The organism is Pareuzebyella sediminis, assembly GCF_008367235.1.
Lineage (GTDB): Bacteria > Bacteroidota > Bacteroidia > Flavobacteriales > Flavobacteriaceae > Pareuzebyella > Pareuzebyella sediminis.
In genome coordinates, this window is record NZ_VTZS01000002.1 from 517,018 (window position 1) to 537,617 (window position 20,600).

The 20,600-nt window shown below is 41.9% G+C and carries 18 protein-coding genes; 7 read left to right on the plus strand and 11 right to left on the minus strand.

Going from position 1 to position 20,600, the window contains the following annotated elements:
* Positions 1–245: 245 nt before the first annotated feature.
* From F2B13_RS08825 to F2B13_RS08835, 3 genes are all read left to right on the plus strand, one after another.
* The gene (locus tag F2B13_RS08825) at positions 246–971 is read left to right on the plus strand and encodes an NUDIX hydrolase (protein WP_149304011.1); all 726 of its coding nucleotides are present in this window, start codon (positions 246–248) and stop codon (positions 969–971) included.
* A gap of 21 nt (positions 972–992) precedes the next feature.
* Positions 993–1,880 carry a sugar phosphate isomerase/epimerase family protein gene (locus F2B13_RS08830; RefSeq protein WP_149304012.1) on the plus strand — a complete coding sequence of 296 codons (888 nt, stop codon included), beginning with the start codon at positions 993–995 and terminating at the stop codon, positions 1,878–1,880.
* Positions 1,881–2,042: 162 nt separating this feature from the next.
* Positions 2,043–2,543, plus strand: a complete 501-nt coding sequence (locus F2B13_RS08835; protein WP_149274727.1) for a heme-binding domain-containing protein — start codon at positions 2,043–2,045, stop codon at positions 2,541–2,543.
* A gap of 37 nt (positions 2,544–2,580) precedes the next feature.
* Here the strand turns inward: F2B13_RS08835 and F2B13_RS08840 are convergent, their stop codons facing one another.
* From F2B13_RS08840 to F2B13_RS08855, 4 genes are read right to left on the minus strand one after another with little or no spacing between them, the layout of a single operon-like run.
* Positions 2,581–3,465, minus strand: coding sequence for a dienelactone hydrolase family protein (locus tag F2B13_RS08840; RefSeq protein WP_149304013.1), 885 nt, complete (start codon positions 3,463–3,465; stop codon positions 2,581–2,583).
* Positions 3,466–3,476: 11 nt separating this feature from the next.
* Positions 3,477–4,337, minus strand: coding sequence for an MBL fold metallo-hydrolase (locus F2B13_RS08845; RefSeq protein WP_149304014.1), 861 nt, complete (start codon positions 4,335–4,337; stop codon positions 3,477–3,479).
* Positions 4,338–4,395: 58 nt separating this feature from the next.
* Entirely contained in the window at positions 4,396–5,109 is a 714-nt protein-coding gene (locus F2B13_RS08850) for a LytR/AlgR family response regulator transcription factor (RefSeq protein ID WP_149304015.1), read from the minus strand.
* A complete protein-coding gene (locus F2B13_RS08855; protein ID WP_149274731.1) occupies positions 5,109–6,134 on the minus strand; it encodes a sensor histidine kinase in 1,026 nt (341 codons plus the stop codon). Before F2B13_RS08855 ends, F2B13_RS08850 begins: the two co-directional genes overlap by 1 nt.
* Positions 6,135–6,313: 179 nt before the next feature.
* On the opposite strand from F2B13_RS08855, the gene F2B13_RS08860 reads away from it, so the two are divergent.
* The 3 genes from F2B13_RS08860 to F2B13_RS08870 all read left to right on the plus strand — a co-directional run bounded on the left by F2B13_RS08860 (position 6,314) and on the right by F2B13_RS08870 (position 10,109).
* Positions 6,314–8,695, plus strand: coding sequence for an outer membrane beta-barrel family protein (locus tag F2B13_RS08860; RefSeq protein WP_149304016.1), 2,382 nt, complete (start codon positions 6,314–6,316; stop codon positions 8,693–8,695).
* Between the two features lie 197 nt (positions 8,696–8,892).
* Positions 8,893–9,453, plus strand: coding sequence for a YceI family protein (locus F2B13_RS08865; protein ID WP_149304017.1), 561 nt, complete (start codon positions 8,893–8,895; stop codon positions 9,451–9,453).
* A 146-nt stretch (positions 9,454–9,599) separates the two neighbouring features.
* Entirely contained in the window at positions 9,600–10,109 is a 510-nt protein-coding gene (locus tag F2B13_RS08870) for a PepSY domain-containing protein (protein ID WP_149304018.1), read from the plus strand.
* A 248-nt stretch (positions 10,110–10,357) separates the two neighbouring features.
* Here F2B13_RS08870 and F2B13_RS08875 read toward each other — a convergent pair whose 3' ends face one another.
* The 4 genes from F2B13_RS08875 to F2B13_RS08890 form a co-directional block, all read right to left on the minus strand.
* A complete protein-coding gene (locus tag F2B13_RS08875) occupies positions 10,358–11,119 on the minus strand; it encodes a LytR/AlgR family response regulator transcription factor (RefSeq protein WP_198440100.1) in 762 nt (253 codons plus the stop codon).
* Positions 11,116–12,150, minus strand: a complete 1,035-nt coding sequence (locus F2B13_RS08880; protein ID WP_149304020.1) for a sensor histidine kinase — start codon at positions 12,148–12,150, stop codon at positions 11,116–11,118. Before F2B13_RS08880 ends, F2B13_RS08875 begins: the two co-directional genes overlap by 4 nt.
* A gap of 125 nt (positions 12,151–12,275) precedes the next feature.
* Complete coding sequence (locus F2B13_RS08885; protein ID WP_149274737.1) at positions 12,276–12,659, minus strand: hypothetical protein; 384 nt, start codon at positions 12,657–12,659, stop codon at positions 12,276–12,278.
* 303 nt (positions 12,660–12,962) lie between these two features.
* Positions 12,963–15,137 (minus strand): alpha-glucuronidase family glycosyl hydrolase, encoded by a 2,175-nt coding sequence (locus F2B13_RS08890; RefSeq protein WP_149274739.1) that lies wholly within the window; start codon positions 15,135–15,137, stop codon positions 12,963–12,965.
* A gap of 148 nt (positions 15,138–15,285) precedes the next feature.
* Here F2B13_RS08890 and F2B13_RS08895 point away from each other — a divergent pair, with 148 nt between their 5' ends.
* Entirely contained in the window at positions 15,286–16,182 is an 897-nt protein-coding gene (locus F2B13_RS08895; RefSeq protein WP_232622928.1) for a rhamnogalacturonan acetylesterase, read from the plus strand.
* 227 nt (positions 16,183–16,409) lie between these two features.
* On the opposite strand, the gene F2B13_RS08900 is transcribed toward F2B13_RS08895, so the two are convergent.
* Genes F2B13_RS08900 through F2B13_RS08910 form a run of 3 tightly spaced genes read right to left on the minus strand, consistent with a single transcriptional unit; the run spans position 16,410 to position 20,442 of the window.
* Positions 16,410–17,738: a sulfatase-like hydrolase/transferase gene (locus F2B13_RS08900; RefSeq protein WP_232625210.1), complete on the minus strand. Its 1,329-nt coding sequence runs from the start codon at positions 17,736–17,738 to the stop codon at positions 16,410–16,412.
* Between the two features lie 50 nt (positions 17,739–17,788).
* Positions 17,789–19,159, minus strand: coding sequence for a glycoside hydrolase family 88/105 protein (locus F2B13_RS08905; RefSeq protein ID WP_149274741.1), 1,371 nt, complete (start codon positions 19,157–19,159; stop codon positions 17,789–17,791).
* An 8-nt stretch (positions 19,160–19,167) separates the two neighbouring features.
* Positions 19,168–20,442 (minus strand): DUF4861 domain-containing protein, encoded by a 1,275-nt coding sequence (locus F2B13_RS08910; RefSeq protein ID WP_232622969.1) that lies wholly within the window; start codon positions 20,440–20,442, stop codon positions 19,168–19,170.
* Positions 20,443–20,600 lie beyond the last annotated feature (158 nt).

Here is a 20,600-nt window from a genome sequence, read left to right on the forward strand (position 1 = left end):
TCTTGGCCAATTCCTCATTATATTCTTGTTTCCATTGGCTGCTGAATTCAATCTCCAGAAATGGGTGGCTTTTTCGTTTGCATGACTGGATTCCTTCGAGCGGACAATACGACAAATGGGATAAAGAAAACCTAGGTTTAAATGATAAATATTAATGTCTCACTTTGTTACAATAATGTTTTGTTTTCTTGGTTTATTGTCATTTATTTGAGAGAAAATAGGAGACCTTGAAAGGTAAAGGCAAGATGATAGAACTTAAGCGAGAGGATTATATCCCGAATATTTCCTATGATTCGGTCATCTTCGGCTTTAACGGAACGCAACTAAAAATATTGATTCTAGAATATCACAATACCAATCTTTTCGCTTTGCCTGGAGGCTTTGTCAAATACAACGAAAACCTTATTGACGCTGTAAAAAGAGGGGTGAAGGAACGTACGGGTCTTGATAATATCTATTTTGAACAGTTTCATGCGTTCGGAAGTCTTTCAAGGTCCGAACCTCAGACCATGAAGCGCATACTGGAAGAGGCGAACATTGATAAAGCGAGCTATGATTGGATGCTCAACCGATTTATCTCCGTTGCTTATTATGCGCTTATCAACTATGACGACGTGAACCTTGAACCTGATGCACTATCCGATAGTATCAATTGGTATGCCCTAGATGAATTGCCCTCTTTGATGATGGATCATCGTGAAATCGTGGAGCGGGCATTACAGACTTTGAGAGACAATCTTGAAAAAAAATTGGTAGGCATGAACTTGTTACCCGAAAAGTTCACAATGAAACAACTGCAAAAAGTTTATGAGGCGGTTCTGGGCGAAAATATCCGTCGGACTACCTTTCAAAGACGTCTTTTGGCCATGAATGTATTAGAGCGCCATGAGAAACTTTTTCAAGGAAAGGCGCACAAGGCACCCTACCTTTACAGTTTTAAAACCAGAAAATCTATAAAACCTAATATATAATATCAATTTCAAATAAGATAAATGTCTATGACTATCAATAAATTAATCCTACTAAATTTTTTTAAAGGGGCTGCCCTATGCCTCTTTGTAGCTGCGACCTTCTCCTGTACTTCCCAAAAAAGGGTGGGCGGGCTTGCCCTTTATACGGTTCGTGATGATATGGGCGATGACGCAATGGCAACCCTTAAAGCTGTGGCCGATGCAGGTTATAAGAACATAGAAGCCGCCGGCTATGCAGAGGGTAAATTTTATAATATGTCTCCCGAGAAATTTAAATCGGTGCTTGACGATTTAGGTCTTGATCCTATCAGTACTCATCAGGGGAGTGTTACCCTTGACAATGCAGATGCCATGATGGCCGATGTAAAAGCGGCCGGTTTTAAATATTTTGTCATCCCGGTACCTCCGATGGGACTCTTTACCTCTGATTCCGAGAACATGACCATGGGCATGAAAGGAGGGGCCAAGAATTTAGCCGATATCTTGACCGTATTGGGTAAAAAGGCGAATGCTGCAGGGCTACAACTTTTATATCACAACCACGATTTCGAGTTTAAAGAAGACAAAGACGGTGTGGTGACAATAGATTATCTTTTGGAAAATACCGACCCGGATTTGGTTAATTTTCAAATGGATCTTTATTGGGTAACCAGAGCTGGGGCCGATCCTATAGCTTATTTCGAAAGGTACCCTGGACGGTTCAAAATTTGGCATGTCAAGGATATGGACGATCAAGGAAGATTTGCCCCAGTCGGTAAAGGAACAATAGATTTCAGAAGAATACTTGATAAAAAAGAGCTTTCAGGAATGGAATATTACATGGTCGAACAGGATAAAACATTTACTATGAAGCCTTTGGAGGCAATTAAGGTGAGCCATGAAGGTATTATGGAAATTGGGTTCGATTAAAGGTGTGCTCCCATTTGACCTCTTTTGAATCTTTCGGTTCTAAAGAATTTCAAAACTGTTGTCTTTTGACTTTTGCGGGTTGAATGGAGAAACCTTACTTTTAATCCGAACATTTCAAAGAGGGCAACTTGCCTTAGAAAAATCTTCTAAAAAAATCATGCTATGATAAAAAAAATTTTAATCGGCCTGGCCATAGTTTTGGTGGTTATACAATTCATCAGACCTGAAAAAAACGATTCGAACGATAGTACCTATGATATTTCTAAAAAATATAATGTTCCTGCGGAGGTGGAACATATTTTGAAAGTTTCTTGTAATGACTGCCACTCCAACAATACGGTATACCCGTGGTATTCAAACGTTCAGCCAGTAGCTTGGTGGCTGGATAATCATGTAGTGGATGGAAAAAGACATTTGAATTTTTCGGAATTTACCAACCGTCCGCTTTTTGTTCAAAACCATAAGTTCGATGAAACCATTGAAATGGTCGAAGAGGGTGAAATGCCATTGGAATCGTATACCAACTTTGGATTACATCCCGAGGCCAATCTCTCCGAAGAACAGCGAAAGATCCTCATCGATTGGGCAAAGGCACAGATGCAATACCTAAAGGAAAATTATCCTGCCGACAGCTTAAAAATGCCAAAAAGAACCAATCGGTAACCTATCAAGTAAAGGTGTTCAGAAGCTATTCACTTCCCTAGGTCAAATGCTTTTTAAAAAAATCAATGGTGCGTTCCCAAGCCAATTCGGCAGCTTCACGATCATACCTTGGCGTAGTATCGTTATGAAAACCGTGGTTGGCATTCTTATACACAAAGGCCTTATATTTTTTGTCGTTCTGTTTTAGTGAAGCTTCGTACGCGGGCCAGCCTGCATTGACACGTTTGTCTAATTCCCCGAAATGTAAGAGTAAAGGTGCGTTAATGTCTTCGATATTTTCCGTAGGTTGTCCGCCATAGAAGGGAACGGCAGCCCCTAGGTCAGGTATTTTAACTGCCATCATATTTGAAATCCAACCTCCAAAACAAAAGCCGACAACCCCTACTTTTCCGGTGCATTGTGGGTGGTTTTTTAAATACTCGAAAGCCGCTATAAAATCTTCAAGCATTTCATCGCGATCTCGCTTACGCTGTAATTCACGGCCGTCGTCATCGTTGCCTGGATATCCGCCCAAGGGGGTAAGGGCATCAGGAGCCAACGAGATAAAACCTGCCAAGGCGGCCCGACGGCCCACATCTTCAATATGTGGGTTCAAACCGCGATTTTCATGTACAACTACGATGCCTGGAAGTTTTCCATTGGTATCGGCCGGTCTTGAAAGTAGTCCTTTTATCTTGCCTCCACCCTTTGGTGAATTGTATTCTATGAATTCTGAATTTAATCTTGTATCGTCTTGTTTGATCTGTATTTTTTTTACATAATCAGGTGAAATAAAGCTTAAAAGCGATGATACCGTTAGCCCTCCCACCGCATAGGTAGATAGTTTATCGATGAAAAGTCTTCGGTTTAATCTATTATGGGCATAGTCGTCATAGAGATCGAAAACCTCTTGTTGAATATCTTCTTTTTTAATTTCTTTCATGGTTATCGTATTTAATCGGCCGATTTGTAAATAAATTCAACAATTCTATCTGCATTGATAAAACCTTGGCCATGGGTTTCGTCCCATTCTTTTGATAAAGCTAATTTCTGGGTTTCTTCGAGGGAGTTACCTTCATTTCGCGCTTTCTTGACCCGTTCCCGAAGGGTAACAAGAATGTTCTTATAACTTTCTAGATCTTCTTTTGAAGCCACTGCGCCATGTCCCGGGATTATTTTTGTTGCATCATCGACAATCCCCATCGCCATGGTTACATTAGAAATCAAACCGTCAATATCGCCCCCTGAATTCAGGTCGATATAAGGATATCGCCCACTGAAAAAATTATCGCCCATATGAATGACATTATCCTCAGGAAAATAGTAATAGGTGTCCCCATCGGTATGCGCTGGGTCTACATGTAGGGCATGAACGCTATTGCCATTTCCAAGATACAACGTCATTTTATCGTTAAAGGTGACTACAGGAAGAGCTTCGGCGGGGTTGGGTTCATCTGCGGCGAGCATTCTTTTGCGCACATTGTCATGGGCGATTACCAATGCGCCGGCCTTGGCCAAATTTTCGTTCCCGCCCGTATGGTCACCGTGCATGTGGGTGTTCAAAACAAAACGTACGGGTTTATCGGTCAGGGTTTTGACGTGGGCTACAATTTTTGAGGTCAGCGGCCCGAATTGATCATCTATAAGATAGGCGGCGTCTTCCCCGATCGCCAGACCGATATTTCCACCAGACCCGAAAAGGACATAGGTGTTATCAGTTAGTTTTTCAGAGGTTATTTCTACATCGCTAAAGTCGCGTTGCGCTGTCAAGCTCAGGGTACAGGCAAAACTGAATAGGAGGCTTATTTTTTTCATTTTCAAAAGATTATGTCTTCTTTAAAGGTACGGAAACATCGTTATATTTTTCTTTCGTTTATTGTGGCCCTAAAATGTGTTCCATGAACGCCTCTTTATAGGCCCTACCGATGGGGAGTATGGTTTGGTTACCCAAATAGACTTGGTTACCGACAACTTTATCGATTTTCGAAGTATTTACGATGTACGATCTGTGTATTCTTATGAATTTCTTCGAGTCGAGATATTCTTCCCAAAAGCGTAGTGGTTCTTGTGATAAATGTTTTTTGCCGCTCTCAAAAAGCTCTGTATAATCGGCATCGGACTGTATATATTCAATGTGGGCTACGGCCACCTTTACATGCTGGTGTCCAGATTTGATAAAAATAAATTCGGGGCTCGATAAAATTGTCGGAGTATTTTCTTGGGATAACCTATTTATTTTTGGAGAGGGAATCTTCGATACCGCTTGTACAAACCGTTCAAATGAGAAGGGCTTTAAAAGATAGTCGACCACATTATATTCATAACTCTCCAGGGCATATTCCGAAAAAGCGGTTGTAAGAATCACATTCGGCTTGTTTTGAACAGTTTTTAAGAAATCGATACCGGAAATTTTAGGTAGATGTATATCTAAAAAAATCAAGTCTATGGTCTCCGTTTTTAAAAAATCAATGGCTTGTAGCGCATCGGCAAAGGTGGCTCTCAAATCGAGATTTTGCATATCGCCGATATATTTCTTAAGCACCCTCTGGGCCGGCGGCTGGTCTTCAATAATGATACATCGTATCATCACTCCTTTGTTTTTAATCGCATTCTCAAAAATACGGAATATAGGTCATCGCCTTCCGTGATTATCAGTTCATGGGCGTCGGGATATAAAATTTGCAACCGTTTTCGCACATTTTGTAGCCCGATACCCTTTGAGAGACTCTCGGTATTGCCCATGGGACGGAAAGAATTTTTACAGTTAAATTCCAAATGCCCCTCGTCGGATATCTTTATATCAATATCGATTTGTATGTCTTTTGATTGACTGGCAGTACTGTGTTTAAAAGCATTTTCAACAAAGACGTTTAAAATTAAAGGTGCAATTTGATATCCGGGCGTTATATTTTCGGTGGCAAAAGTCACCTTACCACGTTCTTCAACTTGCATTTCGTTGAGCTTGGTGAAGTTTTTTAAATGCTCGATTTCTTTCTCGAGTGCTACGAATTTTTCTTTACAGTCGTAAAGCATATACCTCAGAACCGACGAGAGCTCCAATATAATTGAAGGTGTTTTGGGCGATTGTTCAATGGCGTACGAGTAGAGATTGTTTAAATTATTAAAAAGAAAATGCGGATTGATCTGAGATTTTAAAAATTGCAATTCACTCTCCTTGACCGACAATTGAAGCTCCTCTACCTCTAATTGCTTGCGAGAAGCGTCCCAGGCAAATTTAAAACCTGCCAGTATGGTGATCACTGGCATTACATCGAGCAGGCTGAATATGATACCCGGAAAGCGCAAACCTTTCGTATCGGGAAAATATATTTTCTCGAGCACAAATTCTTCAATGATGATGATGGCCCCCACGACAATGGCCACGCTAAGAAAAAACTTGAAATATTCTTTCTTATAAAACAAACGGGGCAGTAGCACATAATTAATTATGAAAGCTCCCAGAGCATAATTCAGAAAAGCAAATACTTTGAATTGCTGTATGGAGGGCTCGTTCTTATCAAAGGAATAGAACAAAAAAAGTACGACATGCAGCACCACCTGAAAAAAAACCTCCTTGGAAGTGCTATTAAATAAAGACTTTTTTGGTACCATCTATCAAAAATAGAATTTTGTGTGTATTGGGATACGTAAAAACCGTTATCGACAGATTTAGCGGGGTAAACACCATTTCAATATGATGGTGTCGTTCAGGGTTGAATCCTCGTCGTTTGCAGAAATTTGAGGGCAACTTTGGATAAAAGGATGATTTTTGCATTTAAAAATAAAATTTAATGCATAGCAATAGCACTAAAAATTTTCTTCTCCTGCTTTTGATTTTTGGCTTCACTGTGGCAAAGGCTCAAACCGAAACCGTTCAAATTATCGGAAAAGTTGTCGATTCAAATGGACTACCCATTGAATTTGCCACCGTTCTTATTGGCGATTCCGAAACCAAAAAGGCCCTTGAAGGTACTACGACGATTGAAGATGGAAGTTTCTCAATGGAGATCGACGCGTCTAATTTCTACATTGAAATTAGTTTTATCGGATTCGAAAAAAAAACATTCGGTTCACCAGTGACGAAAGGGGGACAAATTGACTTGGGTACGGTAACGCTTTCCGAGGATACCGAACAGTTGGAGGAAGTAATTGTTCAAGGGGAAATTTCGAGAACAGAATTTAAGTTGGATAAGCGTGTTTTCAACGTGGGAAAGGATTTAAGTACCACCGGGGCGAGTGCGCTGGATGTTTTGAACAATGTACCATCGGTCAATGTAAATATAGAGGGGCAAATCAGTTTAAGGGGAAGTCAAGGTGTTCAGATCTTAATTAACGGGAAACCTTCTGTAATTGCCAGCGAGGAAGGGAATACGTTGGGCACTATTACTGCCGATATGATCGATAGGGTTGAGGTCATTACCAACCCATCTGCAAAGTATGATGCCGAAGGTACCTCGGGCATTATCAACATCGTCATCAAAAAAGAGCAGCGAAAGGGGCTAAATGGTTCCGTTTCGGTGAACACTGGAGCCCCTGATGCGCACAGTCTTGGGGTTAGCTTAAACCGTAGGGGCGAAAAGTTTAATTTGTTCAGCCAATTGGGTTTCGGTATACGCGAGCTGCCCAACGACCTTGTAAACCGTAATGTTGATTTGGTAAATAATACGACAATACTATCGAGAGGTACGGAATACCGCAATGAGACGTATTACAATGTAGTCTTGGGAACGGACTATTATTTGAACGATAGCAATGTGATTACCCTTTCTGGAAATTTTGCCATGGAAATCGAAGATCAACCTTCCCAAACTGCTTTCACGGCACTAGACGCCTCGGGTATCAGTACTTCGGAGTGGGAACGTACCGAAGTGACCGAAGCTACCAACCCCAAGTTACAATTCGAATTACAGTACAAGAAAGATTTTGATGAGAATGATGAACACACTTTGATCTTTAGTTCATTAGGCAGCTTTTTTGGAAAAGATCAATCGTCTGATTTTAATAATACCACCATTAGCGGCGATAACAATGATGCCCAGCAAAAGACCCGAACCGATTTCAAGGAGGGAATCTTCACTTTTAAACTAGATTACACCCGGCCTTTTTCGGAAAAATGGAAGCTGGAATCTGGAGCGCAGTTCGTATTGAACGATGTGGCCAACGACTACGAGGTTTCCAATCTACAAAACGGTGATTTTATTATAGACAATGGGTTGACCAATGTCTTTGAATTCAATCAAAATGTATTGGGTCTCTATGGAACCGGTTCGTACGAGGGCACCAAATGGGGTGTCAAAGCAGGATTGCGTGTAGAACAGACCAATCAAGATACTTTTCTGGCCACTACGAACGAGACAAACGGACAGGATTATGCCAATTTGTTTCCTAGCATCCATTCATCGTATAAGTTTAGCGATAAGATATCATTGCAGGCTGGCTATTCGAAGAGAATTTATCGACCGAGAATGTGGGATTTGAACCCCTTCTTTAACATCCGCAATAACTTCAGTATACGACAGGGGAATCCTGATTTGCAACCTGAATTTACCGATTCCTATGAGGTTACGAGCATTTACATATTGGGTCGGGCTTCGTTGAACTTTGGGGTCTATCATCGATATACTACCGAAGTCATAGAGCGGGTATCTGTTTTTGAAAATAATGTGAACACGGTTCGCCCTGAAAATATTGGGGAAAACAATACGACCGGTATTGAGTTCAATGCAAAATATAGTCCTGCCAAGTGGTTGACCCTCAATGGTGATTTTAACTATAGCCAATTCAATCGCGATGGTACCTTTGAAAATACGGTATTTGATTTTAACGGGAATCAATGGTCATCAAAATTGATGGCAAAATTAAAACTACCGGCAGATTTTGAGATGGAAACGACCGGTAATTACCAATCCGGTTTTAAAACCGTTCAGGGTACAATGAGCGATCAGCTTTTCATGGACCTCGGTGTTCGCAAAAATATACTCAAAGGAAAAGCTGTACTGAACTTGAGTGTCCGCGATTTATTCGCTTCAAGGGTGAACGAAAATCAAATTGCTCAGGCCAATTTTGAAGTCTACAATCGCCGTCAGCGTGGTACGTTCGTCGCTTTTGGTTTTAGCTATGGATTCGGCAAAGGAGAGGCCATGCAGTACTCTGGTCAGCGTAGGCGCTTTTAAAGATTTATTGTTACACAAATGAAGCGAGAGTTTCTTAAAAAAGGTTTTAAAGCAACCGCTCAGGTGGGTAATGGATCTGATATGGTTTTCGGAACAAGGCTTTAGAAGAATATGGAAGATTTAATCGAGGGTACCCTTTAATAAAGTAAAGTAGTATAAACTATCATTCTAATACTCGTTTTCAAAAGCAACAAATCATGAAAAACATTCTCTCTTTTTTATTAATAATGGCAGGGATAACCCTTTCCGCCCAAAGTGTCTGGAAAGCAGATAATGCCCATTCAAAAGTAGGTTTTGGAATTACCCACCTCTTGATTTCTGAGGTTGAGGGTCATTTTGGAGACTTTGAGATTACGGCAATGGCAGACGAATCTTTTGGTGAGCCTGATTTTACCGTTGATATCAAGACAGAAAGTATCGATACCGATAACGAACGTAGAGACAATCATTTGCGAAGTGCTGATTTTTTCGAGGTGGATACCTATCCGACCATATCTTTCAAAACCACGTCATTTGAAAAAACTGGTGATAAAACTTTTGAACTGACCGGTGATTTAACAATGCACGGGGTCACCAAGTCTGTGACGCTTGAAGGCAAACTTAATGGCATCATTACCGATCAGCGCAGCAATAAATTAAAAGCCGGACTTAAGTTGACCGGTACCGTCAATCGACTTGATTTCGAAATTGGAGGCAAAACACCTACTATTGGCGATGAGGTAGATTTGACTATTAATCTCGAAATGGCCCAACAATAGTTTTGAGACCGAATCGAGTCTACACCTGATGGGGCAGGGCATTGCAATGAAGAACAAAATTCGACGTAGCCTTTTATGTTGCTTTATCTGGTGTATTTGGAAGTAATTTTTTTGTAAGCGAATATTAAATACAGTGTTTCTTAATTATGGGAAGAAAAACTGAACAGACCTTTAGGGTAATCCATCGATACTTGGGCTTTTTCTTAGCAGGTATAATGATTGTATATGCGATCAGCGGTATTGTACTGACCTTTAGAAATACAGATTATCTGAAAAAAGAAATTCATTACGAAAAGAACTTAGAACCATATCTTTCGGCCGAAGACTTGGGTAGTGCTTTGGGTATGGGTCGGTTTAGGGTAGATAAGGAACAGGATGATCTATTGTATTTTCAAGGGGGAACGTACAATACCAAAACCGGAGTCGCCGATTACACCGTAAAAAAACTACCCTTGCTCTTAGATAATATGAACAAAATACATAAGATGCATTCGGGCCATCCTCTTTTTTGGCTCGGTATTTTTTTCGGGGTCTCCCTACTTTTCTTTGCTGTTTCTGCTTTTTGGATGTTCAGGCCAACCACATCGATATTTAGAAAAGGACTCTATTTTACGGCAGGAGGTATCATTTTGACCCTAATCTTATTATTTGTTTAAAGGCATATTTTTCGTGTTTTTTGAATCCTTAGTACCCCCTGGAAGGGCCAAGGAAAGAACAGAAAACCCTAAAGGCGAATGAAGTTTTTTTAACGTGATAGATTATTTGAAAAAATCGGAGCTAAGACGTCAGAACTGTTAACCTGCTCTTTTGACGTATAAAAAGATGGTCAAAGCGACGGAGTTTTCCCATTCATTTTTGAGCGTGTCAAATACTTTTAATCGTACAGGATAACGAACGGATTTAATCAAGAAGCCATCCAGTTCTTAAAATCGGTCGCTTTGGCTTTGCTAATGAAAATACGTTCTGCGCAATCGGGGTTGACGCTAACGATGAGCTTGCCATTGAAATAGTACTTTATTTTGGCGATAGCATCCTTTTTAATGATAAACTGCCTGTTGGCTCTGTAAAATAGACTAGGGTCTATTTCTTCTTCGACTTCCTCCAGTTTGCTATCGATACTATACGACATATTGTTTAAAGTAGTTGCCCATACGATTCCCGATTCGATTCGAAAGTAGGCGATGTTCTCGATTTTCAAGGGGACAAGTTGATCGCGTTGACTGACCAAGAAAGTTGATTTATAAGTGGGTTTGCCGACTTTTATCAAATCAAGAAGGCCGTTCATCTGATGTTCCGAAATACTCCTGTCCTTCGATTGTAGGGTAAACTGTTCAAGCGCCTCTCCTAGCTCTTCTTGATCTATAGGCTTGAGCAAGTAGTCAATACTATTGACCTTAAAGGCTTTTAGTGCATATTGGTCGTAAGCTGTGGTAAAAATAACGGGAATGGAAATTTTGGCGCGATCAAAGATCTCGAAAGAAATACCATCGGCCAAGTGAATGTCCATGAACACTAGTTCGGCGTTATTAGGTTTGGTGAAATAATCGACGGAAGCTGCAACGGAATCCAAAACCTTAAGTATTTCGATACTATCGTCTATAGAGTGCAGCAAATAGGCAAGATTGTCACTTGCAGCCAGTTCGTCCTCAACGATTACGACCCTCATTTCCATTTCTTTATCGGAAGTTCTACGCTAAAGTAATTGTTTTCGGTATTAATCTTCAATTCTTGCTTACGCAGTAGTACATATCTTTTTTTTAGGTTTACCAAACCGTTTCCCGTTCCTTCCGCTAGGGTAGTGCGTGGTCGCGCCTTATTTTGTACAAAGATGGAACCTTGTTCGGAGTAGATCTTCACCAAGAGAGGATGGGATTCGGATATCTCATTGTGCTTGACCGCATTTTCTACCAGCAATTGTAGGGCCAATGGGGGTATCCGCTCATCGAGATAGCTCTCTTCAATGTTAATGTCAATTGAAAAACGATCGCGATATCTCGTTTTGATAAGGTAGGTATAGCTCTCGAGATACTTTAACTCTTCCCGCACACTCACAAGATCACTATCATTGCTTTGCAAGATATAGCGGTACATGTAGGATAATTTTTTGATGAATTGCGTGGCGGCTTCATTATCACGCACTAAGGAAGTCAACGAATTTAATGAGTTGAAAAGAAAGTGGGGATCGATCTGGTTCTTTAAAGCCGCGAGCTCACTCTGTAAATTTTGCTGTTTGAGTTTTTCGTTCTCAATGCTACTCTCCTGTTGATCTGTCTGTAGACGAAGGATCCTTGCAATAAAAAACAATACGATCAATAATATCTCGTAGCTAAAACGTAAGAACCCCCTGTCATCATTAGACAAAGGTTGGTCGACAAGAACGGGATGCAAAATTTTCCAAAGGGCCAGAATTCCGAAAAGAATCGCGATATCTATGGCGATTATAATCGCTATTTTAATCCAGAAGGGTTGTCTAATGGTTCTGTAGCCCCAATTAGTATTAAACTGAAGGATGAGCCAAGAAAATAGGGCGAGAAAAAAAAAGCGGAAGATAAAATCGTATATCCATACCCCGGAAAAGTCCATTTTACCTTCACTGAACATGTTGTAGAGGTGGATGTTTCTAGGCAGGGATATCAAAACGGCTAATAGCAGGGCTATTTTTATAATTTCCGCTCGTTTTACCGGTTTAATGGTCATGATTTCTAAAAAGCTTGAATTACGGGTAAGGGTTTCAAATGTAAGGCAATTTTAAATGGAATGTTTAGATGAAAGTACGGGCGTTCGAGTAATCGAACGCCCGTAGCCAGTTCTGGGCTTTTCTCTTATCTTGAAGAGGTAGTAAAGTCTGCAGGAAGATAATCTTTGGTGTCAAAGTTGAGAAGCACTTCATCCTCATCTTCAATATATTCAATATCGGCCAACTCCAATTCCATGCCTTCATATGCATTGAAACCGAGGGGCAAGTAGACCGTGGTATCAAAACCTAATTGAAAGTTTTCTTCTTCGATGTAGACGATGTCTTCAACCTCAAGATTTTCCGCAAGTAGTTCGAGATTCCATCCTTCGATAAACGGACTGTCTGAACCGGATAAGTAGGCCATTGTGGCGTCATTATTATTTGGTTCGCATTTATGACTTCCGGTAAAAGAGATCAATACCGCTCCTATAATTCCTATTCCGAATACTGTGATTGCTTTTTTCATCATTTTTATTTTTAATTGTTATTGTTTTTATTTCTGTAACAAATGTAGGAGGTATGGGCTACTGGCGAACCGTTTTTTTAAGTGAAGCGACCAAATATGGTGGTGAAACGACCTCTAGTCACATTGAAGTTGGTAGGTACCTCCTGAAGAAAGAGAATAGTGGGTCTCAGGGTTCTCATAAAATCCTGAATTCCGTAAATAGCGACAGTCCATTTATGGCTACAGCTGATAGCAACAAGAGGTGATGGTCGAAACGTAATGAACCATTTTTGTACAGGAATGTAAATAGGATGTTGTGCTTCGACCTTAATCCCATCTGGGGCGTATGCCCGGGGCAAAAGGAAATTTCAAAGATTTGTAGTACTCTAACGAATGCTCTGGCTTTTCAACGCCCAAGGGCAGTTCTTTTCCAGAGAATGTTTGAAAGTAGGCCAAACAGGCATCGCGCCACCATTTGGCTTCTTTCAATTGTATCTCAAGAAGCATTCGTACTTCCGTATATTGTTGGGTTGTGATATAATTTTTAGAGGCTTCCCAAGTGTGAATCATATCTTTTACCTGATCGACCCCTTCTTGGTACTTCAAGGCCAAACCATCCCACAACATATGGCCGTTCTTCAATTCATAGTCCCAAGGAAGATGGTGGAACCATAATAGATATTTTTCGGGGCATGTTTTCGGATCATTGAAAATCTTGGCCAGTTCAGGCGCATATTGGGCTGTGGCATTGCTGCCGGTTGGAGTTCGGTCAAATCCAATACCTTCTTTGTCGGCTTGATGATAATAGGTGGGGTTCCATTCGGGTCTGTTAAGTTCACTGACCCACGGTCCTGGGCCATAATGATGTCCGGTGTCAAAAATATGGTGTAACCCCAACGGATTCATATAATTTACCACAGCTTCCCGCGAGGTAAGCATGAGGTCTTTAATCGGTTCGATGAATTTCGAGTGGTGGGAATAGGTCGCTTTTAGCCATTCTTCGGCAATCGCTTCGGATTTTATATAAGGATCCCATGCCAAACGCCCGAAGCCATACCAGTTAGCTTGTGCAAAAGGGTGTCCGGTCCAGTTGATATCACTTCCGATATTCGCCACTCCCGCCATTCCGGTTAGCTTCTTATCATTTAAAGAGCCGTCGATTACCTTGGCTACGGTAGATCCTTTCCCTTTTCGATACGTGTCTGAATTCAACACTTCCTCAAAAAGCTTGGGTAAAAATACCAAGTGGGAACTAAACCCAAGATATTCTTGGGTTATTTGAAACTCCATCATTAAAGGGGTCTTTGGCATGGCACCGAACATAGGATGAAAGGGTTCGCGGGGCTGAAAATCGATGGCCCCGTTTTTTACTTGTACCAAAACGTTATCCATAAATAGACCGTCATAGGGTACGAATTCTGAAAACGCTTGTTTCGCCCTATCATCGGCATCATGTTCCGAATAGACAAAAGCCCTCCATATTACGACCCCATGATGGGGTTTCAGGGCTTTTGCCATCATATTGGCACCATCAACGTGGGTTCTGTCGTAGTTTTGTGGGCCAGGCTGGCCTTCGGAATTCGCTTTGACCAAAAAACCGCCAAAATCGGGGATGTAGTTGTAAATTTCATCGGCCTTATGGTTCCACCATTGTTGAACCTCGACGTTTAGAGGATCTGCTGTTTCCAGCCCTCCGATTTCAATGGGAGCCGAGAACCGCGCCGTTAAAAAAACTTTGATGCCATAGGGTCTAAAGACATCGGCCAGTGCTTTCACTTTCTCTAAGTACATGGGTGTCAATATCAGTGCATTGGCATTTACATTGGTCAATGAAACCGCATTGATTCCGATGGAGGTATTGGCGCGGGCATAATCAATGTAGCGTTGGTCGATGTACTCTGGTAGTTTGTGCCAGTTCCAGAGAGAGAAGCCGGCATAGCCGCGTTCTACGGTACGGTCAAGATTGTCCCAATGGTTGAGCATACGTAGTTTTATTTTCGGGGCATCGACTATCTCTAGGTTGGCTGGGTTTGTCCGTTGTTGCATGAGCATGAGCAACCTGAAAACCCCATAGAGAATACCTATATCATCTCTGGAGCTTAGAACGAGCGAAGTGTGGTTGTCAACTTTGACGTTTTTAAGAATAAAACCATGTTCACCCAAACTATCAAACTCGTTTTGCAGCTGATGGAGTAGATTGGGGCCAAGTTCAGATTCTTTGACCACGATCAGCGTATTGGATTTTTGTAAAGTACTTTCAAAATGAAGGGTGTCGCCCAGCATCTTTTCCAATCCGTTGCGCAACTCTGTTTTTGCGGTTTTCAGTATTTCGCCATCCTCATTGAAATAAATCGATTTTGATAGGTCTCGGTAGGCCTGGGCCCATTCTGGTTGCTCTATTTTCTTATAAGAAAGCCATAAGTCATACCCTTGTAGATCTTGGGCAAAGGAATTGGTAGAAATTAGAAAAAAGAAAAGAACGAGTATTGGTAATTTTTTCATCTTTTGAATTGAAATTGGTGCCTTAATATACCTTTTTAAGAATTATTTTTTTGAATACCCTAAAGATAGAAGGTCTTAATTTGTGAAATCGGTACTTTTGTGGCTGTTTTTGGTAGTTATGATGCATAGTGAAAACAAATGAGGTCTCATGGTCGATTGGGATCCTCTGATCCACACGCTTATTTTAAAAAGAGAAGTTGATATAATAAACTTAAATATGGGTAAGGTGATCAATATATTTCGGGTTTTACTACTGTTATTGACCCCTTTGCTATTCGTACAATGGGTGCACTACCAAGAGACGAAACGAACTGTTTATACCGTTGGAGATTCAACCGTTAAGAATGGCCGCGGGGATGGGGCGGACGGACTTTGGGGTTGGGGCGATGTTATCGTTCAGTTCTTGGATACCACAAAGGTGAAAGCAGAAAACCATGCGCTGGGCGGTACGAGTAGCCGTACCTATCAAGACAAAGGGCTTTGGGACTCGGTCTATGTAAAATTGAAAAAGGGCGATATGGTACTTATCCAATTCGGCCACAACGATAATGGCCCTATTAATGACGACTTTCGTGCACGGGGAACGCTTAAGGGAACTGGCGATGAATCCATAGAAATAGATAATATGCTCACAGGGAAACATGAAGTCGTACATACCTATGGATGGTATATTCGGAAATTGGTAACGGATGCCAAAAAGAAAGGGGCCATACCCATTGTACTGTCCCCTATACCGAGAAACGAATGGATCGATGGTAAAGTAGCCCGAAACGATCATACGTATGGGTTATGGGCAAGGCAAGTTGCCCATGAAGAACATGTATCGTTTATCGACTTGAACGAGACTATGGCACGGCAAATGGAAGATATGGGTGAAAAAAGTGTGACCGGCACCTATTTTTTCGAAAGGGATCATACGCATACTACAGCGCAGGGAGCCGTCTTGGCCGCTTCGATTATTGCCAAAGAATTGAAACTCGAAAATACGGCGTTAAAAGCTTTTGTGTTGGATCAGCCAAAGATTGTACGGCCATCTTCGGAATAAAGCGACAAAGCGACGTTAAGTAGTGCGGTCCTTTAAATATTAGTCGGTATTACCCGTGTACCAAATCTTTCCGTTCAAAGGAATGTTGGCGAAGTATTGTTCTCTTTCTAGACCCACCACGGTCCATACTGAACTTACTAGGGCGGGTGTCCCACTTTTTCAATTGGTGTTGCTCATCCGTTTCTTAAGGCTTTTTGGTAAAGTATCCGTTATTTATGAATAACACATTAACGAAGCTCTACATTCACAAGGGGGGCATCTCTTTCAAATTCTTCCTCAAGGAGCTTGAGTAACCGTTTCGCAATGTCAAGTTCAGAAGTATATCGGTTTTTTTCTTCATTGGGATCCTCCTCAAGATGGAACAATTCATAATCCGGATCGGCCATTTTATGCCGGGTACGAACAAGTTTCCACGGTTTTTGAATAATGGACTCTTGACGGTGGCCACGAATATAGATGGGTTTTTTACTAGACACTCCCTGTCCTAGAATTGCACTCCATATATTTTGGCCCTCGACCGTATTGGCAAGGTTTTCACTTCCTGAAAGGGTCGCCAGAGTGGGCATCAGATCGATGACAGAGAGATAATCATCGACGATCCTAGGGGCTAAGACCCCTTTCCAGTACAACAGGGCGGGCACACGAATACCACCCTCGAAATTTGATGCTTTCCAATCTCGTAGCGGTGTATTGCTCCCCAAAACCGGGTTTGGCCCGTGTCTCCCTTCATATTGATCGGTAGGGAACCAGTTTTTCATGGCACCATTATCACTTAGAAAGATGACTAATGTATTTTTCGATAGTCCGATGTCGTCCAAGGTTTTCAAAACCTTACCGATGTTATCATCCATGTGGGCCATAGCAGCGGCAAAATCGACTCGAGAGCTATCGGCGATAATTGGTCGATAAGGGGTTTTCCATCGCGTTTCTTCTTGTAGTGGAAAGTGAGGTGCACTGTAGGCCAGTTGAATATAAAAACGTTTCGAAGTGTCTCTTTTGCTCGTAAGCCATTCGATGGTCTCTTTACCGATCAAATCGGTAGCATGCCCGTCCTCGGTAATTAGTGTACCATTTCTGTGCCAACTTGCATCCCCGTTTTTATATCTATGCGTATACTGATCGATCTGTCCGTGTAGAAAACCATATGAATAATCAAAGCCGTAGGCCTGAGGACCGCTGGCCGGTTTCAAACCCAAATGCCATTTGCCGAAAAGTGCCGTTTCATATCCCTCTTCGACCAATAGTTGAGGTAGGGTTTGAATGGTATCGGGAAGTTTTTTTTCACTTTTACCACTTATGGGTGCGACAATGCCCATTCTACTGGCGGGTCGCCCTGTAAGGAAACTGGCCCGGGTGGGTGAGCAGGTCGGGTGGACATAAAACCGGTTCAAGATTACACCATTTTTGGCCATGAAGTCGATATTCGGGGTGCGTATCTCCGAACCATGGTATCCTACATCGTTCCAGCCTGCATCATCGGCGATCATCACCAAGATATTGGGCGGGCCCTTTTTTACGAGGTGCTTTGAGGCCTCCCCGCATCCTAATACTAGCATGATCACTATTGATAGTAAGAAGAGGGGATACCTATGCCATCTCATATTCCTCAATTTTTGGTCTTTAATTGCAAAGAGCTGTCATTAATTTCAAATTCGTTTTGCTGTAGAAGCTTAATAACTTCGGCACCGGCCAATAAGACTGGCCCATAGCCATGGGCGGCGTACACATTGATAGGTCTATAGTAATAAAAAGCAGGGTCGAAGCCCATGCCGGTTCCTACACAAGTTCCTTCGACCTGACCTTTTGTATTCACCTTGGTCGCGACTGCATTCCAGCCTAATAGGGTAGCAGGGGCGTAGGCCATTTTATCAATATATCCATTATTGATGGCTTTCGCGAGGGAATAGGTGTAAATAGCCGTAGCCGATGTTTCAAGGTAGGTGTCGTTTCGGTCAATGAGCTGGTGCCAGAAACCGGTACCATCTTGGTAAGGTACCAATCCTTTTACGTGGGCACGTAATTGATTCAATACATCTTGATACCCCTCATGTTCTTTGGGAAGTACATCGAGCAGTTCTACCAAGGTCATGATTGCCCATCCGTTGGCCCGTGCCCAATGAAACTCCGGGTGCTCTCCCATGGCTTGAACCCATCCGTGCATGTAAAGTCCTTTTTCGGAATTGAACATGCGGCTAGAGAATTGTCTGATTTGTTGGACGGCATCATCAAAATATGTCATGTCGCCGGTCAATTTACCCATTTGGGCCAAAGCTGGTACAGCCATAAAAAGATCGTCAAGCCACAACGTATTGGGTTGCGGCCTATTTCTTGCCAATGTGCCATCGGGTAAACGAAATTGTCGATGGCTGATATAGTCGATGAAATTATCTATCAGCGGTCGTAAATCGGCCTCTAGGCCATAATCTTTGGCTTTAATCATGGCAGCACATATGGCTCCGGCATCATCAAGGGCATGAGGTTGTAAAGACTGCTTAATAGGCGATGGGTACGTTTTATCTTTCGTTAACTTCTCGGTATAAAAAGGCGCGATGTCAGCAAAAATTTCCAACCGCTTTCGGGTGTAATCAGCATATTTTTCATCTCCGGTTGCTTCCGTAGCCAGCAGCATGCCCGCATAGGTTACCCCCCACTCATAGCTGGTCAACCGGAACACACCTGGTTCAAAAGCTGTATTTTCATCTAATTTCTTTAGGTCGGTGATGGGGGTATTGGTCATCGAATTCACCAATTTTGAAGCCGTCTCTTTTTCTAAATAGAGATAAACCCTATCTAGGGTTTCGGTGATTTCTGCTAAAGTCGGTGCGCCATAAGGGGTCGGGTAGTCGGGTTGGAGAAGATGTAAGGGGGTGGTAACGTCATTAGTCGGTTCTTGTGCTTGGACCCCATAAATGATAAAAAAAAATGCAATGGACAATCCTATTGTGCGGCTGGTCTGATTCAATTTAGAAAGATACATTGGTTTTTTTAATTGTTAATTTTGACGTCGATCTCTGCAGATAATTGATGGGCAAGGTCGACAACATAAGATTTGAACGCATCGCGATCGGCAAATTTGGGATGGCTAAGCTCCCAAGCTCCTATAGCATAATATTGAACGGGTTGATTCTCTTGAATTTTCATTTGGGCCAAAAAAGTATTCGAAAGCTGGCCCTTTTTTGGTGCTTCGATATAACCCATGTAGTGTGATTTTGGAAGTATAAGGGCCATTCCCAGCCACCATTCCTTTTCGTAACTCTGCTTGTCGTGGGTGTAGACCATCACAAATTCTTCATTTTCTTCGATGACCTCTAAAGGGGCATCATTGTTAATGTTGACAAGGCCAATGGCTAACTCCTCGTCTCCTCTAAGACCCTGAACGGAAACGGTATTTTGATATCCGTACATCCCTGGCCAAATTGAAGTGGTTTCGTGAACTGTGTAAGATCTATCGTTTGGTTTCCAGTTTTCGTAATGATATTCCAGAACAGAATTTACGGGGCCTTCGGCAAGTATCTTAAAGGTCGTACGCGCCACATTACTTATAGAGTCGTCTACGGTGACCCCCAAACGCATCAAGGTGTCTTTGGCCCTTAGTGCATAACCGCCCAAGCCGACTGAATTTCCAACCGCCAAAATATCGCGCCCCCAATCTTCCATAACGTGGTAATTGTCTTCGACCGCACCTTGTTTGTTGATTCCCACCGTTTCGGGAGACATTTTGTGGGTCTTTTTTCCGAAAAGATCTTTGGCGTTCCTTCCATCTAGATAATGACGAAATCCTACCTTGTCATTTTCCCATGAAGGCCCGTCCGTCTGGTACTGTTGATAACCAAGGGTAAGAGGCAGCTCGTCTGCCATCATCACTTCCTCTACTTCGGGTTGAACTTTGGCCTTTGCCGAAACCCTCTTGCCAAATCTAACACTCGTTTTTATGGGATACTGAAATGGCCCGGTAGCCCAGTCGAGGTCAAGGGATTTCGATTCGTTAGGATTGAAATCGACTACAAAGAAAAGTTCGTCCCATATCCCATCATCGTCAAGATCATTGATTTGACAGGGTATGGTATCCAATTTAAAGGTAATTACAGGATTTTTCCCCAAGCTATCGTTAGGTACTCGCAAGAGCTTCCGCCGCAAGCGAATGGGTTTGTCGTTTAAAGAAAATTGCGATGTATTATGTACGAGTATCTCTTGTTGAAAACGCTCTGATGTACAAGAACCTAAAGTGATGAGTAGTATGAAGAAAAATGACTTATTCACGGACAAAAGGATGGGTTTTTGTGAAATGTTCAATACTATATTCTTTCAAAGTTTGAAGTGTTTTTTGAATTATCCCTACAATGTAGCAAAACATTTTCTATTTTATGTAATCGATAACGCAAAAGGCTTAGAATAGTCGAATTTAGATTCGGCATGCT